Origin of the sequence: Conyzicola lurida, assembly GCF_014204935.1 — a bacterium.
Classification (GTDB): Bacteria; Actinomycetota; Actinomycetes; order Actinomycetales; family Microbacteriaceae; genus Conyzicola; species Conyzicola lurida.
Genome location: NZ_JACHMJ010000001.1, coordinates 792,556 through 808,317 on the forward strand (window position 1 = coordinate 792,556; position 15,762 = coordinate 808,317).

A 15,762-nucleotide genomic window follows, 5' to 3' on the forward strand; every position below is an offset into this window, starting at 1 on the left:
GCACGGACACGGGACGAGCGCCGCCTGGCCCGGATCGACCGCAAAGTCGCCGCGCGCGACAGCCCCGCGGAGTAGCGCCGCCCGTCTCGGGGGAGCGGCCGCGGCCGCGGCATCCGTGTGCCTACAGCGAACACGGAGTAATTAGCCAGTACACTCGTATGTGCAGGGCACCATCGACGTGATCCTGAGATCCCCACAAACCACCTCCCGCGTTTGTGCGTGGTCGTGCCCATGCCGCGAAAGCGCAACGCGCGCGCCCGTCACCGCTGAAGCAGTCAAGGAAAACACCTATGGCAATCGCCACCCGTACCGACCTGCGCAACGTCGCAATCGTCGCCCACGTTGACCACGGCAAGACCACCCTGGTCGACGCCATGCTCCGCCAGACCAACTCGTTCGAGGCGCACGCGCACCTCGAAGACCGCGCCATGGACTCCAACGAGCTCGAGCGCGAAAAGGGCATCACGATCCTCGCCAAGAACACCGCGGTGCTCTACAACGGCAAGCACGCCGAAGAGAACCACGCCGGCGGCAACATCACGATCAACGTGATCGACACCCCGGGTCACGCCGACTTCGGTGGAGAGGTCGAGCGCGGCCTGTCCATGGTCGACGGTGTCGTCCTCCTCGTCGACGCCTCCGAGGGCCCGCTGCCCCAGACGCGCTTCGTGCTGCGCAAGGCCCTCGAGGCCAAGCTCCCCGTCATCCTGCTCGTCAACAAGACCGACCGTCCCGATGCCCGCATCGACGAGGTCGTCGCCGAGAGCCAGGACCTCCTCCTCGGCCTCGCGTCCGACATGGCCGACGAGCACCCCGACCTCGACCTCGACGCGATCCTCGACGTTCCCGTCGTCTACGCCTCGGGCCGCGCCGGTGCCGCCAGCTGGAACAAGCCCGAGAACGGCACGCTGCCCGACAACGAGGACCTCGAGCCGCTGTTCGACGCGATCCTCAAGCACGTCCCCGCCCCGTCGTACGACGACGAGCACCCCCTTCAGGCCTGGGTCACCAACCTCGACTCCTCGCCGTTCCTCGGTCGCCTCGCACTGCTGCGCATCTTCCAGGGCAACATCAAGAAGGGCCAGACGGTCGCCTGGGTCAAGCACGACGGCTCCGTCGCCAACGTGAAGGTCACCGAGCTCCTGATCACCAAGGCGCTCGACCGCTATCCGACCGAGACCGCGGGCCCCGGCGACATCGTCGCCGTCGCCGGCTTCGAGGACATCTTCATCGGCGAGACCCTCGCCGACCCGAACGACGTGCGCCCCCTGCCGACCATCACGGTCGACGACCCGGCCATCTCGATGACCATCGGAACCAACACCTCGCCGATCATCGGCAAGGTCAAGGGCCACAAGCTCACCGCGCGTATGGTCAAGGACCGTCTCGACCGCGAGCTCGTCGGTAACGTCTCGCTCAAGCTGGTCGACATCGGACGCCCCGACGCCTGGGAGGTCCAGGGCCGTGGAGAGCTCGCGCTCGCCATCCTGGTCGAGCAGATGCGTCGCGAGGGCTTCGAGCTCACCGTCGGCAAGCCGCAGGTGGTCACGAAGCGCGTCGACGGCAAGTTGCACGAGCCCTTCGAGCACCTCACGATCGACGCTCCCGAGGAGTACCTCGGCGCCATCACGCAGCTCCTCGCCGCCCGCAAGGGCCGCATGGAGGGCATGAGCAACCACGGCACCGGCTGGGTCCGCATGGAGTTCATCGTCCCGTCGCGTGGCCTCATCGGCTTCCGCACCGAGTTCCTCACCGTCACCCGCGGTGCCGGTATCGCCAACGCCGTCTCGCACGGCTACGAGGCCTGGGCCGGATCGATCGAGACCCGAACCAACGGCTCGATCGTCGCCGACCGCGCCGGTGTCGCCACCCCGTTCGCCATGGTCGCCCTGCAGGAGCGCATGTCGTTCTTCGTGGAGCCGACGCAGGAGGTCTACGAGGGCATGGTTGTCGGCGAGAACTCGCGCGCCGACGACATGGACGTCAACATCACCAAGGAAAAGCAGCTCACCAACATGCGCCAGTCCACCTCGGACTCCTTCGAGCGCATGACGCCGTCGCGTCGCCTGACTCTCGAGGAATGCCTCGAGTTCGCGCGCGAAGACGAGTGCGTCGAGGTCACGCCCGAGTTCGTGCGTATCCGCAAGGTGGAGCTCGACTCGAGCGCCCGCCAGCGCAGCACCGCTCGCCTGAAGAAGCAGAACGCGTAAAGCACCGACGCTGAGAAGCCCCTCCCGGACACGTCCGGGAGGGGCTTCCTCGTTTAAGCTGGTGCGCATGAGACTCCGCAGCACCCTCGTCATCGCCCTGACCGTCGTCGTCGCTCCCGCCCTCGTGGGCTGCAGTGTGGCCGAGAACATCGTCGGCGGCGTGGTCAGCGAGGCGCAGAACCAGGCGGGCGACGCGATCAGCGAGGCGCTCGGCGGTGCGGGCGTCACCACCGACGGCGAACTTCCCAGCGGCTTCCCGGCCGACGCGATCCCGGTCGTCGGCACCGTGCAGGGCGGGGGAGCGGCTCCCGACGGCGCCGGCTGGGTCGTGATCAGCACTCTCGGCGCCGACGAGGACTTCGCCGCCGCGCAGGCCGCGCTCGAGGGTGCCGGCTTCGTCAGCAGCGCCGTGAACTCCGACGCCGACAGCGGGTTCGGCAATTTCGCGCTCGCGCCGTACGGCGTGGTGTTGACGGTCGCGACCGACACCGACGACGTGACGACGGCGACCTACGTGGTGTCGGCGACGACGGAGTAGTCAGCAGCGGGTTGAGCCTGTCGAAATCCTTTGCGGCTCGGGTTGCAGGGATTTCGACAGGCTCAATCCACATCTAGTCGAACAGCCCCGCCCCGATCGGCCGGTCGGCGGTCGCCCCCGGCGGTACCGCGAAGATGCCCGAGCCCACGTGGCGCAGGTACTCGTTCATGGCGTCGTTCTTCGCCAGTTGCAGCTGGATCGGCACGAACTGCGCGCGCGGATCCCGCTGGAAGCAGATGAAGAACAGCCCGGCGTTGAGGCGCCCCAGGTCGTCGTTGCCGTCGACGAAGTTGTAGCCGCGGCGCAGCAGCGCGGCCCCGTCGTTCATGGACGGGTGGGCGAGCCGCACATGCGAGGCCGTGTCGATGAGCGGTGCGTCGGCGCGCCCGGTGGCGTCGAAGTCGGGTTCGCTGAACTCGGTGCCTCCGCTGAGCGGCGCACCCTCGCCCTTCGTGCGGCCGACCACGCGTTCCTGCTCCCGGAGCGACGTTCGGTCCCAGGTCTCGATCGTCATGCGGATCTTGCGGGAGACGAGGTACGACCCGCCCGTCATCCACGACGCCCCGTCGCCGGGCTGTACCCAGACGTCTTTCGCCGTCTCGGCGTCCTCGGCACGCAGGTTGGCGGTGCCGTCTTTGAAGCCGAAGAGGTTGCGGGGCGTGGCCTGAGCGCGCGTCGTCGACGACGTGCGGCCGAAGCCGAGCTGCGACCAGCGCAGGCTCGCGCGCCCGAAGGCGATGCGCGACAGGTTGCGAATCGCGTGCACGGCAACCTGCGGGTCGTCGCTGCAGGCCTGGATGCAGAGGTCGCCGCCGACGAGGGTGTCGACGAGCGCGTCTCCCGGGAAGTGCGGAAGGTCGACGAGGGCGTCCGGGCGTTTGCCGGCCAACCCGAAGCGGTCGTCGAACAGGGACGGCCCGAAACCGAACGTGATGGTGAGACCGGATGGCGGAAGGTCGAGTGCCTCGCCCGTGTCGTCGGGCGGTGAGTCGTACGGGCCGCTCGCGGGTCCGTATTTGCCGGCGCCGAGGCCGGTGGTCATGCGGTTGGCGGCGTAGGTCCAGTCGGCGAGCAATTCCTCGAGCTCGGACGCCGTGATGTCGCTGACGTCGAACGCGGCGAAGTGCAGCCGGTCCTGCGCGGCCGTCACGATGCCGGACTGGTGCTCGCCGTAGAACGGGTAGGACGCGGCAGCGCCGGAGACGGCGCCCGCCTCGGGCGTGACGACGCGGTCGATGCCGAACCCGATCCCGGCACCGACGACGCCGGCACCGGCCAGTCCGAGGAGCCCCCTCCGGGAGAGTCCTGGACGTGCCGGTGCCGAGTCGTCTGTCATATGCCGATAGTAGGTTGCTTAGCCGACGAGAACGGCCGTGAGCTTGCTGAGCGGTTCGGCGAGGGCGTTGACGCCGTCGGCGAGGGCCTTCACCTGCTCGGTGGTGAGCTCGTCGTAGTAGACGAAGCCGTCCTCGAGGGTGCCGTAGGCGGCGAGCTCGTCCTCGAGCGACGTGAACTCGTCGTCGATCTGCGCGACCAGGTCGGCGTCCTTGGGCTCGACGATGTCGCGCACGCCCTCGTAGGCCACGCGGGCGCCCTCGAGGTTGGCCTGGAAGTCCCAGAGGTCGGTGTGCGACCAGATCTCTTCCTCGCCGGTGATCTTGCCGCTGGCGACCTCGTCGAGCAGGCCGATGGCGCCGTTGCTGATCGCGTCGATCGAGACGGTGTAGTCGGCCGCGTGCACGGCGTCGTTGAGGGCGGCGGTGTCGGTCTCGAGCAGGTCGGCGAAGCGCGTGCGCTCCTCGGCGGTCAGCGGCACGTACGTCTCGCCGCCGTTGTCCTCGGGCGCCGGCTGCCAGAGGTCCTTCTCGATGCGGTGCCAGCCGGTCCACTCGGTGCCCTCTTCGACGTCCGCCTCGCGGAAGTCGATCTTGGGGTCGAGGTCGCCGAACGACTCGGCGACGGGCTCGATGCGCTCGTAGGCCGCGCGGGTGGGTGCGTAGAGGGCGCGGGCCGTCTCGTCGTCGCCGGCGCGGTAGGCGTCGAGGAACGTGGTCGTGGAGACGACGAGGCCCTCGAGCTGGTTCTTCACATAGGCCACGTAGTTCACGGCGGCGGCGTCGACCAGTTCCGCGTCGTCGCCGTCAGCCGCGAGGTCGGCGCCCGAGTCGGTGACGGTGAAGGCGGCCTTGCCGATGCCCTCGCCGATCATGCCGGGCTTGCACACCGTGTAGTAGTCGCCGGGCTTGGCCTGCACGACGAGGTCGCGGGTGATGCCGGGGCCGACGTTCTCGACCTCGCCGACGATGCGCAGCTCGTCGTCGGCCAGCAGGTAGAACTCGGTGACCTGGTCGCCCGAGTTCGTGATGCTGAAGCTCACGGTGCCGCTCGGCGCCTCGGAGGCGGAGACGGCGCAGTCGCTCGCGCTCGAGTCGACCGTGAGCGCCGTGGCCGCCGCGTCCTCGGTCGCGGCGGGGTTGTTCGCCACACAGGCGGAGAGCGCGAGCAGTGCTGCCGCGCTCAGGGAGACGGCGACGAGCGCGCGCGCTCGGATCGGGGTCGCTGCGGACCGGTTCATAGGGCTCCTTCAGGGGTGATTGCGGACGGTGCGGGGGTACTCGGTCGCGCCGGCGTGCTGTGTCGGCGGGCGGAGCGGAGGAAGAAGAACATGACGGGCACCACGTAGGCGACCCAGGCCGCCGCCTCGAAGACGGTGGTGGCGGGGGAGAAGTTGAAGACACCCTTGAGCAACGTGCCGTACCAGCTGTCCGGCGGAACCGCCGCGGAGACGTCGAAAGCCAGGGTGTTGAGGCCAGGGAGGAACCCGGCCTCCTGCAGGTCGTGCACGCCGTAGGCGAGCACGCCGCCGGCGACCACGATCAGGAAGACGCCCGTGTAGGTGAAGAACCGGGAGAGGTTGATCGACAGCACGCCGCGGTAGATCAGGTAGGCGAGCACCACCGAGACCACGATGCCGAGCGAGGCGCCGATGAGCGGCAGCGTGGTCGACCCGCTCGCCTGTACGGCGGCCCAGATGAACAGGGCGGTCTCGATGCCCTCGCGGCCGACGGCGAGGAACGCGACCAGGACCAGCCCCCAGCCGGCACCTGAGAGGTGGCTGTCGATCTCGCTGCGAAGCTCGCGGGACAGCCCGCGGGCCGTGCGCAGCATCCAGAAGATCATCCAGGTGACGAACCCGGCCGCGACGATCGACAGCAGGCCGCCGATGAGCTCCTGCGCCTGGAACGAGAGCCCGTACGTGCCGAACGTCAGGATGCAGCCCAGAGCGAGCGACAGGAACACGGCGAGGCCGACGCCGAGCCAGATACGGGGGAGCACGTCGCGCCGGCCGATCTTGACGACGTACGCGATGAGGATGCCCACGACGAGCCCCGCTTCGAGGCCCTCGCGCAGGCCGATCAGAAAGTTTGCGAGCACGGGTCTTTTCCGGGAGAAATGAGGGGGAATTTGGTAAGGCTTACCTAAGAGATCTCACACTAATGAGCTTTGTCTAAGCTGTCCAGTGATGTCTGAGCGAACTGAACCGACCGAGGCACCGGAGCGCGTGCTCTTCGTGCACGCCCACCCCGACGACGAGAGCATCACCACCGGCGGCACCATCGCGACCCTCGTCGATGCGGGCGCGGTCGTCACCGTCCTCACCTGCACCCGCGGAGAGCAGGGCGAGGTCATCCCCGGCGAGCTGCAGTATCTCCTCGAGTCGCCCGACGCTCTCGGCGTCTACCGCGAGACAGAGCTCGCCACGGCCATGCACGCGCTCGGCGTCGCCGACCACCGGTTTCTCGGGGAGGCGAAAGCCCGTTGGGTCGACCTGCCCCCTCGCCGGTACGCCGACTCGGGCATGCGCTGGGGCGCCTCCGGAGCGGAAGCCCGCGACATCCTCGACCCCCGCTCGCTCTCGGCCGCCGCCCTCGCCGACGTGGCCGCCGATATCGCGGCCGTCATCGCCGACACGGGCGCGACCGCGGTGGTCAGCTACGACGGCAACGGCGGGTACGGACACCCCGACCACATCCGAGCCAGGGAGGCCGCCCAGCGCGCAGCCGAGGTGATGGGCGTCGATTTCTTCGAGATAGTGCCGGATGACGCGGGCCCCATCGTCGTCGACGTGGCACCGGTGGCCTCCCGCAAGAGGGCCGCGCTCGCCGCCCACGCGACACAGCTGACGATCGACGGCGACGAATTCGCCCTGTCGAACGGCGTCTCGCAGCCGATCGGCTCGACCGAGTCGTTCCGCCGGGTCGTTCCGGAGACCGACCCGCCGACGCTGCCCTTCCGCGAGCAGTCGGTTGCCACCAAGATCTTCGCCGGGGCCCTGGCCGTCGTCTTCGGCGCGCTCGTCGGCGCCCTGATGACGGCGGTGCACCAGTCGTCGGTCGTCGTGGGCGACATCGCCGTGCCGTGGGGCCTCGTGCTCGCGCTCGTCGCCACCACGGGGCTCATCGTGGGACTGCGCATCGTCACGCGCGGTCGCGTGCTGCCGATCCTCGCGGCCCTCGCGGTGATCGGCACCACGGCGATCCTCGCGTCGCCGACCATCGGCGGCTCGGTCATCGTGCCCGCCAACACCGCGGGCTACGTCTGGACTTTCGGCCCGTCGCTGCTCGTGCTGCTCACGATCGCCTGGCCGAACCTGCCGCAGCCGCAGGCGACGACGCGCGGGCACCGGACGTCCAGCAAGTGACGGCTAGAATTATCTAGTTATCGTGCAGTGAAAGGACAATCGACTCAAGTGACCTACGTCATCGCCCAACCCTGTGTCGACGTCAAAGACCGCGCCTGCATCGACGAGTGCCCCGTCGACTGCATCTACGAGGGCGACCGGATGCTCTACATCCACCCCGACGAGTGCGTCGACTGCGGTGCCTGCGAGCCGGTGTGCCCCGTCGAAGCCATATACTACGAAGACGACGTGCCCGACCAGTGGGCCGACTACTACAAGGCGAACGTCGAGTTCTTCAGCGAGGTCGGCTCGCCCGGCGGCGCTGCGAAGGTCGGAGTCATCCACAGCGACCACCCGCTCGTGATGGCCGAGCCCTTCAACGGCCACGCCGAATAGCATGGCGCGCACCCCGCTCGCGCTGCCCGACTTTCCCTGGGACGCGCTGGTTCCCTACGCCACGATCGCCAAAAAGCATCCCGGCGGCATCATCGACCTCTCCGTCGGCTCGCCCGTCGACCCGACGCCCGCGGTCATCCGCGACGCACTGAACGCCGCGACCGACGCGCACGCTTACCCGCAGGTCGCCGGCACGCCCGCCCTGCGCGAGTCGATCGTCGACTGGTACTCGCGCCGCCGCGGCGTGCACGATCTCACCGTCGCCAACGTCCTGCCGTCGATCGGCTCCAAGGAGCTCATCGCCTGGCTGCCTCTCATGCTCGGCCTCGGTGCCGACGACGTCGTGGTGCACCCCGCCGTCGCCTACCCCACCTACGCTATCGGCGCCGCGCTCGCCGGCGCCTCCGTCGTCGCGAGCGACGACCCCGCCGAGTGGCCCGAGAACACCAAGCTCGTCTGGGTGAACTCGCCCGGCAACCCCGACGGCCGCGTGCTCGACGTCGACGGCCTCAAGCGCGCCGTCGCGCGTGCCCGCGAGCTGGGCGCCGTGATCGCGAGCGACGAGTGCTACGCCGAGCTCAACTGGGAGGGCGACGAGCCCACCCCATCGATCCTCGACCCGCGCGTCATCGACGGCGACCGCAGCTCGGTGCTCTCGGTGTACTCGCTCAGCAAGCAGTCGAACCTCGCGGGCTACCGCGCCGGATTCGTCGCCGGCTGCAGCGATCTCATCGCCGAGCTGCTGGGCATCCGCAAGCACGCGGGCCTCATCCCGCCCGCTCCCGTGCAGGCCGCGATGATCGCCGCGCTCGGCGACGAGGCGCACGTGGCCGCGCAGCGCGAGCTGTACCGCGCGCGCCGCGACCGCGTGAAGACCGCCGTCGAGGCCGCGGGCTTCCGCGTCGACCACAGCGAAGCGGGACTCTACCTCTGGGCGACCCGCGGCGAGCCCTCGTGGCAGACCGTCGCCGCGTTCGCCGAGGTCGGCGTCCTCGTCGTGCCCGGTTCGTTCTACGGCGACAACGCGCCCGAGCACGTGCGCATCGCCCTGACGGTGACCGACGCCCAGGCCGAGGCCGCGGCGGAACGTATCGCGCAGTTGGCATAACCCCTCCCGAGGTTGGAGAAATCCTCCAACCTGTTTGGCGGGCATTTGGGCGATGCGGCGGTAGTGGCTCCTGCCTAATAGGCTGTAGGCGTGAATGACATGGCGCCAGGTACAGAAAAGGCCACGCTGCACTTTCCGGGGGGAACAGCGGAGTTCCCGGTCATTCGCGGCGTAGACGGCCGCGACAGCATCGACATCTCCACTTTTATGAAGCAGACGGGCTTTACGACGCTCGACCAGGGCTTCGTGAACACCGCCTCGACGAAGAGCGCGATCACGTACATCGACGGCGACGCGGGGATCCTGCGCTACCGCGGGTACCCGATCGAAGCGGTGGCGAAGAACTCCACCTACCTCGAGACCGCGTGGTTGCTCATCTACGGCGAGCTGCCGTCGGCGAGCGAGCTCTCGGAGTTCGACGAGCGGATCCGCCGGCACACGCTGCTGCACGAGGACCTCCGTCGTTTCTTCGACGCCCTGCCGCACAACGCGCACCCGATGTCGGTACTCTCGAGCGCCGTCTCCGCGCTCTCGACCTACTACGAGGGATCGCTGAGCGTCAAAGACCCCGAGCAGATCGAGATGTCGATCGTGCGCCTACTCGCCAAGCTCCCCGTGATCGCGGCCTACGCGCACAAGAAGAGCCTCGGCCAGGCGTTCCTCTACCCCGACAACTCGCTGAGCTTCGTCGACAACTTCCTCAAGCTCAACTTCGGCACGATGGCCGAGCCGTACGAGGTGAACCCGGTGCTCTCCAAGGCGCTGGACCGGTTGCTGATCCTGCACGAAGACCACGAGCAGAACGCGTCGACCTCGACCGTGCGGCTCGTCGGTTCGACCGAGGCCAACATCTTCGCGTCGGTCTCCGCCGGCATCAACGCGCTCTACGGCCCGCTGCACGGCGGTGCCAACGAGGCGGTGCTCAAGATGCTGCAGGAGATCAAAGACTCGGGCGACGACGTCACCAAGTTCGTCGAGCGCGTGAAGAACAAGGAAGAGGGCGTGCGCCTGATGGGCTTCGGCCACCGGGTGTACAAGAACTTCGACCCGCGGGCGACCCTCGTGAAGGAGAGCGCCGACGAGGTGCTCGAGGCGCTCGGCGTGCAGGACGACCTGCTCGACATCGCCAAGGAGCTCGAAGCCGTGGCCCTCGCCGACGACTATTTCGTCGAACGCAAGCTCTACCCGAACGTCGACTTCTACACGGGCGTCATCTACAAGGCGATGGGTTTCCCGCCGCGCATGTTCACCCCGCTGTTCGCGATCGGACGCCTGCCCGGCTGGATCGCGCACTGGCGCGAGATGAACCTCGACCCCGCCACCAAGATCGGACGCCCGCAGCAGCTGTACGTGGGCGAGCCCGAGCGGTCCTGGCCGGAGCGCTAGGGACGGGAAACGACCATCGGATGCCGCGGCCGGCGCCCTGCAAGGGGTGTCTGCCGCGGCATCCGGCGTTGACGATCGCTGCCGACGTCAGTCGAACTGCCGGGCGATGATCTCGGCGTTCCGGAAGCCGATGCCGATCTCGCCCTCGCCGTTCGGGATGCAGCGGATGCCGAGCGTCACCTCGGGGATGTCGTAGACGGCCGACGACCCGATGCGCGTCCAGCGACCGGTGGGCTCGACGGCAGAGACGATCTGGTCGATGTACCCGATGCGGCCGGTCGTGTCGACGAGACCGCACTCGAGCATCGCGGTCGGAGAGGTCGAGAAGAACTGCACGAGAGCGCCATAGCCGAGCAGGTAGCTGCCGGGCTCGACCGTCCGGGTCGCGAGCGTGATCCGCGACGGGGGACCGTAGTAGCCGACGATGAGCGCGGCGCCGGGGAGCGTCGGCTGCGAGTACGCCCACGACGCGCCCGCGACAGCGAGCGCCACGACCGAGGCCGCGGCGACGACCGCGGTCATGCGCCCCTGCATGCCCCGATCGTAGCGCCGCGACCCCGCACACTCGACAGGCCTGGATGTGCCTGTCGCCCGCTCGACAGGACGGATCGGCCGGCGGCCGGCGCGCGATCCTGTCGAGCGGCCGTGGTCTACGCGTGCAGGGCGGAGTTCAGCTCGATGCCTGTGCCGGAGCGGCCGAGAACCTCGACCGCGCCGGTGAGCGAGTTGCGGCGGAAGAGCAGGTTCGGCACACCGCTGAGCTCGGCGGCCTTGACGGTGCGCGGCCCGTTGACGGGGTCGGCGATCTCCGACTTGGGCGGCACGATGACGACCTTGGTTCCGGCCGTGACGTAGAGGCCGGCCTCGACGACCGAGTCGTCGCCGATCGAGATGCCGATGCCCGAGTTCGCGCCGAGCAGCGCCCGCTCGCCGATCTCGACGCGCTGCTTGCCGCCGCCCGAGAGGGTGCCCATGATCGAGGCGCCACCGCCGATGTCGGAACCGTCGCCGACGACGACGCCCTGCGAGATGCGGCCCTCCACCATCGAGGTGCCGAGGGTGCCGGCGTTGAAGTTGACGAAGCCCTCGTGCATCACGGTGGTACCGGGAGCGAGGTGGGCGCCGAGGCGCACGCGCGAGGCGTCGGCGATGCGCACGCGCGGCGGCACCACGTAGTCGAGCAGGCGCGGGAACTTGTCGATGCAGTGCGCGGAGATGCCGGCGCGCTGCAGCACGGGGCGCAGGCGGGTGAAGTCGTCGGGGTGCATCGGGCCGGCGGTCGTCCACGCGACGATCGGCAGGAAGCCGAAGATGCCGTCGAGGTTGATCGTGTTCGGGGCGACCAGCAGGTGGCTGAGCAGGTGCAGACGAAGGTAGGCGTCGGGGGTGGACGCGGGGGCCGCGTCGAGGTCGATCTCGACCGTGAGGAAGTCGACGCGCACGTTGCGGCGGTCGTCGGCACCGAGCAGACCCTCCAGCTCGGTGGGTGCGATGTACGGGTCCGTGCTCTCGGGGCGCGCGCCCAGCTGGGGAGTCGGGAACCAGGTGTCGAGGATCGTGGAGTCGGAAGCTGTCGTGGCGAGGCCGTAGCCCCAGGCGGCGCGAGAATTCATGCCTCCAGCGTACCGACCCTAAACTTGTCAGCATGCCCGAGACCCCCCTGACCCTGCCCGTTCTCGACCTCGGGCAGACGTCCATCGACATCACGCGCCAGCTGTGCGACATCGAGTCGGTCTCGGGCAATGAGAAGACCATCGCCGACGCCGTCGAGGCCGCTCTCGCCGGGGCCGCGCACCTCGAGGTCGTGCGCGACGGCAACACGATCGTCGCGCGCACGAACCTCGGACGCGAGCGCCGGGTCGTGATCGCCGGGCACATCGACACCGTGCCGCTCAACGACAACCTGCCCACCCGCTACGAGGAGATCGACGGCGTCGAGTACCTCTGGGGCCGCGGCACCGTGGACATGAAGGCCGGCGTCGCCGTGCAGCTCAAGCTCGCCGTCGAGCTCGCGGAGCCCGCGGTCGACGTGACCTGGATGTGGTACGACAACGAAGAGGTCGCCTCCGAGCTCAACGGCCTCGGACTGCTCGCGGCCACCCGCCCCGACCTGTTCGCCGGCGACTTCGCGATCCTCGGCGAGCCGACCAACTCCGACATCGAGGGCGGCTGCAACGGCACCGCCCGCATCGAGGTGCGCACGTTCGGTCTCCGTGCCCACTCCGCACGCGCGTGGGTCGGGCACAACGCGATCCACGACGCGGCGGCGGTGTTGAACATCCTCGCCGCCTACGAGCCGCAGCAGATCGAGGTCGAGGGGCTCGTGTTCCGCGAGGGGCTCAACGCGGTCGGCATCACCGGCGGGATCGCCGGCAACGTCATCCCGGACGAAGCGGTGGTGACCGTCAACTTCCGCTTCGCGCCGAGCCGCAGCGGCGACGAGGCCGTCGCGCACCTGCGCGAGCTGTTCGCCGGCTTCGACGTCACCGTGACCGACCTGGCCGAAGGGGCCCGCCCCGGGCTCGACGCCCCGCTCGCGCAGAACTTCATCGCCGCCGTCGGGGGAGAGGCCAAGCCCAAGTACGGCTGGACCGATGTCGCGCGCTTCTCCGCCCTCGGGGTGCCCGCCGTCAACTACGGTCCAGGCGACCCGCTCAAGGCGCACGCGGACGACGAGCGGGTGGCGCTGCACCAGATCACCGCCTGTGAGGACGGTCTGCGCGCGTGGCTGCAGACGGGCTGAGGTTCGACGCCCTCGTCGGGCCGCCCTCGACCGAGCGGCGCCGCCGAAGCGGCCTCGCCGTCTGGGCGGCGGTCCGCTACCGCCTGACCCCGTGGTGGGCGCGGGTGCTGGTGGTATTCGTGGCCTCGCGTGTCGTGACGACCGCGATCATGCTCTGGTTCGCCAGCCGCCAGCAGTACAACGCGTGGAGCGGCGCGCATCCGTCGTACCTCGAGTTCGCCAAGTTCTGGGACGGCAACTGGTACTACATCATCGCCGTGTCCGGGTACCCGGACGAGCTGCCCGTCACGGCGGAGGGCCACGTCTCCGAAAACGCGTGGGCGTTTATGCCGGGCTACCCGGCGGTCGTCCGCGGCCTGATGTTCGCGACGGGGCTCGACTACCGCACCATCGCCGTGGTCGTCTCGGTAGCCTTCGCCCTCGGCACCGCGTTGCTGTTCTACAGGCTGATGAACCTCGTGCTGCCGTCCGGCACCGCGCTGTTCGCCGTCGTGCTCTACTGCTTCGCCCCGCTCTCTCCGATGCTGCAGGTCGCCTACGCCGAGTCGATGCACGCGTTCTTCCTCACCCTCGCGCTCTACCTGCTGTTGAAACGCGACTATTGGCGGCTCCTCCCGGTGGTGGTCGTGATGTCGCTGACCCGGCCGAGCGGGCTCGCCTTCGCCCTCGCGATGGGACTGCACGTGGTGCACCGGTGGGTCACGCGCGAGCGTGATCCATTCGGTCGGCGCGAGGTCGCGGCATCCGTCACCGTCGTTCTGGTGAGCGTGATCAGTGGTTTCGCCTGGTTGCTGATCGCCGCGGCGGTCACCGGATCGTGGACGGCGTACACCGACACGGAACTGGCCTGGCGCGCCGCGTACATCGGCTATCAGGAGCTGATCCCGCTCACGCCGTGGATCCTCGGTGCGAACTGGTGGCTGCCGGGCGGGCTCGGCATCGTGCTCTTGGTGCTGCTCGTCGTCGCGTTCACGGCGTTCATGTTCTCGCCGTGGGTGAAGCGGCTCGGCCCCGACATCCGGTACTGGGTCGCCAGCTATGCGCTCTACCTGCTGGCCGTGTTCTTCCCGCAGTCGAGCACGTTCCGGCTGCTGATGCCGGTGTTCCCGCTGTGGGGAGCAATCGCCCAACCCCGGTCGTGGATCTACCGGCTCGCCGTCGTGCTGCTCTGTATCGCCGGTCAGATCGGCTGGATTCACATCGCGTGGTGGTCCGACGGGTATGACTGGACACCCCCGTAAACGTTACTCAAGGAGACCTCGGTTTTGAGAGACCGATTAATGGTCGATAATAGATACGTACCTACGAAAGGGGACTTCTCATGGCAGCCATGAAACCGAGGACCGGAGACGGCCCAATGGAGGCTGTGAAAGAAGGACGCCTCATCATCGTTCGTGTTCCACTCGAGGGTGGCGGCCGACTCGTAGTGTCGGTCAACGACGCTGAGGCAAAAGAACTTCACGATGCTCTCGCGGGCGTAGTCGCAACCGCGTAGCACCTCCACCAAAACCCGCGTGCAGCTATCCGGCGGCACGCGGGTTTTGTGTGCCCGGAAACGGGCGGGCCGACGCCCGCCCGCTCGCCGGAGAGCTCAGTCCGCGATCTTGGTGAGCTGCAGCAGCCCGTCGCCCACGGGCGAGAGCGAGCTGATGACGGCGGCCGAGTCGGCCACCTCGCGCAGAATCGTGCGGAAGTTCGTGACGGTGTCGTCGCGCTGCGCCGGGTCGGCCACACGGCCGCGCCAGAGGGCGTGGGCCACGACGACGGTGCCGCCGGTGCGGACCATGCGCAGGCCGTGTTCGACGTACTCGATGACCGAGTGCGGATCGGCGTCGACGAGCACGAGGTCGTAGCTCGACTCGTTCATGCGCGGCAGCACGTCGAGGGCTCGGCCGGCGATGAGCCGGATGCGGTTGGCCGGGATGTCGGCTGCCGTGAAGTTGACCTTCGCGAGCTGCTGGTGGTCGATCTCGGAGTCGATCGACGTGAGCACGGCGTTCGGGGCGCCCTGGAGCATCCAGAGCCCGCTGACGCCGAGACCGGTGCCGATCTCCATGATGTTCGTCGCCTTCGACGCTGCCGCGAGCACAGCCAACTGCGCACCGGTGGCGGGCGACACGGGTTCGACACCCACCTCGACGGAGTGTTGGCGCGCGAGCGCGATCTCCGGCCGCTCGACGACGAACTCTTCTGCGAACTTCCAGCTCGACTCTTTACCTGCCACCAAATACTCCTTGTTCCTCCCCACTGTAAGTCAGCCCACGGCAACGAGGGACTATTCTGAACGGGTGTCCTTTGGGTTGACGTTCGAGAAGCTGCTGATCATCGGGATCGTGGCTGTCTTTCTGCTCGGCCCCGAACGCCTCCCCTACTACGCCTCCCAGCTCGCGCGTCTGACGAAATCGTTGCGTGCCATGGCGAACGGTGCCAAAGAGCGCATGCGCGAGGAGATGGGCCCCGACTTCGACGACGTCGACTGGAAGAAGCTCGACCCCCGTCAGTACGACCCCCGCAGGATTATCCGAGAAGCCCTGATCGAGGATGACGCGGCCGCCGCTCCGGCACCGGTGATCAAACCCCCGATCGAGTCGGCGTACGCGCAGCGGCAGCGGTTCCTCCGTGAGGGCAAGCCCGCCCCCTTCGATACCGAGGCGACGTAGCACCGTCAGCTGATTGAGCTTGTCGAAATCCTGGTTTCGG

16 protein-coding genes are annotated in these 15,762 nt (G+C 68.5%); 10 read left to right on the forward strand and 6 right to left on the reverse strand.

Annotated features, from left to right (window positions below):
- Window positions 1-290 precede the first annotated feature (290 nt).
- Together typA and HD599_RS03855 are read left to right on the forward strand one after the other, a co-directional pair.
- The gene (gene typA / locus HD599_RS03850; RefSeq protein ID WP_184233781.1) at window positions 291-2,210 is read left to right on the forward strand and encodes a translational GTPase TypA; all 1,920 of its coding nucleotides are present in this window, start codon (window positions 291-293) and stop codon (window positions 2,208-2,210) included.
- A gap of 67 nt (window positions 2,211-2,277) precedes the next feature.
- Window positions 2,278-2,748, forward strand: a complete 471-nt coding sequence (locus tag HD599_RS03855; protein WP_184233783.1) for a hypothetical protein — start codon at window positions 2,278-2,280, stop codon at window positions 2,746-2,748.
- A gap of 73 nt (window positions 2,749-2,821) precedes the next feature.
- Here the strand turns inward: HD599_RS03855 and efeB are convergent, their stop codons facing one another.
- From efeB to efeU, 3 genes are read right to left on the reverse strand one after another with little or no spacing between them, the layout of a single operon-like run.
- Window positions 2,822-4,084, reverse strand: a complete 1,263-nt coding sequence (gene efeB / locus HD599_RS03860; protein WP_184233785.1) for an iron uptake transporter deferrochelatase/peroxidase subunit — start codon at window positions 4,082-4,084, stop codon at window positions 2,822-2,824.
- A gap of 18 nt (window positions 4,085-4,102) precedes the next feature.
- Complete coding sequence (efeO, locus tag HD599_RS03865) at window positions 4,103-5,323, reverse strand: iron uptake system protein EfeO (protein WP_184233787.1); 1,221 nt, start codon at window positions 5,321-5,323, stop codon at window positions 4,103-4,105.
- A complete protein-coding gene (gene efeU, locus HD599_RS03870) occupies window positions 5,320-6,183 on the reverse strand; it encodes an iron uptake transporter permease EfeU (RefSeq protein ID WP_184233789.1) in 864 nt (287 codons plus the stop codon). The genes efeO and efeU overlap by 4 nt, the downstream gene beginning before the upstream one ends.
- Window positions 6,184-6,271: 88 nt before the next feature.
- On the opposite strand from efeU, the gene HD599_RS03875 reads away from it, so the two are divergent.
- The 4 genes from HD599_RS03875 (at window position 6,272) to HD599_RS03890 (ending at window position 10,319) form a co-directional block, all read left to right on the forward strand.
- Entirely contained in the window at window positions 6,272-7,450 is a 1,179-nt protein-coding gene (locus HD599_RS03875) for a PIG-L family deacetylase (RefSeq protein WP_221420433.1), read from the forward strand.
- Window positions 7,451-7,498: 48 nt separating this feature from the next.
- Window positions 7,499-7,825, forward strand: coding sequence for a ferredoxin (gene fdxA / locus HD599_RS03880; RefSeq protein ID WP_184233793.1), 327 nt, complete (start codon window positions 7,499-7,501; stop codon window positions 7,823-7,825).
- A 1-nt stretch (window position 7,826) separates the two neighbouring features.
- A complete protein-coding gene (gene dapC / locus HD599_RS03885) occupies window positions 7,827-8,933 on the forward strand; it encodes a succinyldiaminopimelate transaminase (RefSeq protein WP_184233795.1) in 1,107 nt (368 codons plus the stop codon).
- Between the two features lie 99 nt (window positions 8,934-9,032).
- Window positions 9,033-10,319, forward strand: coding sequence for a citrate synthase (locus tag HD599_RS03890; protein ID WP_184240282.1), 1,287 nt, complete (start codon window positions 9,033-9,035; stop codon window positions 10,317-10,319).
- Between the two features lie 87 nt (window positions 10,320-10,406).
- Here HD599_RS03890 and HD599_RS03895 read toward each other — a convergent pair whose 3' ends face one another.
- Complete coding sequence (locus HD599_RS03895) at window positions 10,407-10,853, reverse strand: hypothetical protein (protein ID WP_184233797.1); 447 nt, start codon at window positions 10,851-10,853, stop codon at window positions 10,407-10,409.
- Between the two features lie 116 nt (window positions 10,854-10,969).
- A complete protein-coding gene (gene dapD, locus HD599_RS03900) occupies window positions 10,970-11,932 on the reverse strand; it encodes a 2,3,4,5-tetrahydropyridine-2,6-dicarboxylate N-succinyltransferase (RefSeq protein WP_184233799.1) in 963 nt (320 codons plus the stop codon).
- 32 nt (window positions 11,933-11,964) lie between these two features.
- Here dapD and dapE point away from each other — a divergent pair, with 32 nt between their 5' ends.
- The 3 genes from dapE (at window position 11,965) to HD599_RS03915 (ending at window position 14,557) form a co-directional block, all read left to right on the forward strand.
- Window positions 11,965-13,062, forward strand: coding sequence for a succinyl-diaminopimelate desuccinylase (gene dapE, locus HD599_RS03905; RefSeq protein WP_184233801.1), 1,098 nt, complete (start codon window positions 11,965-11,967; stop codon window positions 13,060-13,062).
- Window positions 13,044-14,303: a hypothetical protein gene (locus tag HD599_RS03910; RefSeq protein ID WP_343061870.1), complete on the forward strand. Its 1,260-nt coding sequence runs from the start codon at window positions 13,044-13,046 to the stop codon at window positions 14,301-14,303. The genes dapE and HD599_RS03910 overlap by 19 nt, the downstream gene beginning before the upstream one ends.
- Window positions 14,304-14,383: 80 nt before the next feature.
- Window positions 14,384-14,557 carry a DUF3117 domain-containing protein gene (locus HD599_RS03915; RefSeq protein ID WP_184233803.1) on the forward strand — a complete coding sequence of 58 codons (174 nt, stop codon included), beginning with the start codon at window positions 14,384-14,386 and terminating at the stop codon, window positions 14,555-14,557.
- A 96-nt stretch (window positions 14,558-14,653) separates the two neighbouring features.
- Here HD599_RS03915 and HD599_RS03920 read toward each other — a convergent pair whose 3' ends face one another.
- Complete coding sequence (locus HD599_RS03920) at window positions 14,654-15,286, reverse strand: class I SAM-dependent methyltransferase (RefSeq protein ID WP_184233805.1); 633 nt, start codon at window positions 15,284-15,286, stop codon at window positions 14,654-14,656.
- Between the two features lie 64 nt (window positions 15,287-15,350).
- Between HD599_RS03920 and HD599_RS03925 the strand changes: the two genes are divergently transcribed.
- The gene (locus HD599_RS03925; protein ID WP_184233807.1) at window positions 15,351-15,722 is read left to right on the forward strand and encodes a twin-arginine translocase TatA/TatE family subunit; all 372 of its coding nucleotides are present in this window, start codon (window positions 15,351-15,353) and stop codon (window positions 15,720-15,722) included.
- Window positions 15,723-15,762: the final 40 nt, after the last annotated feature.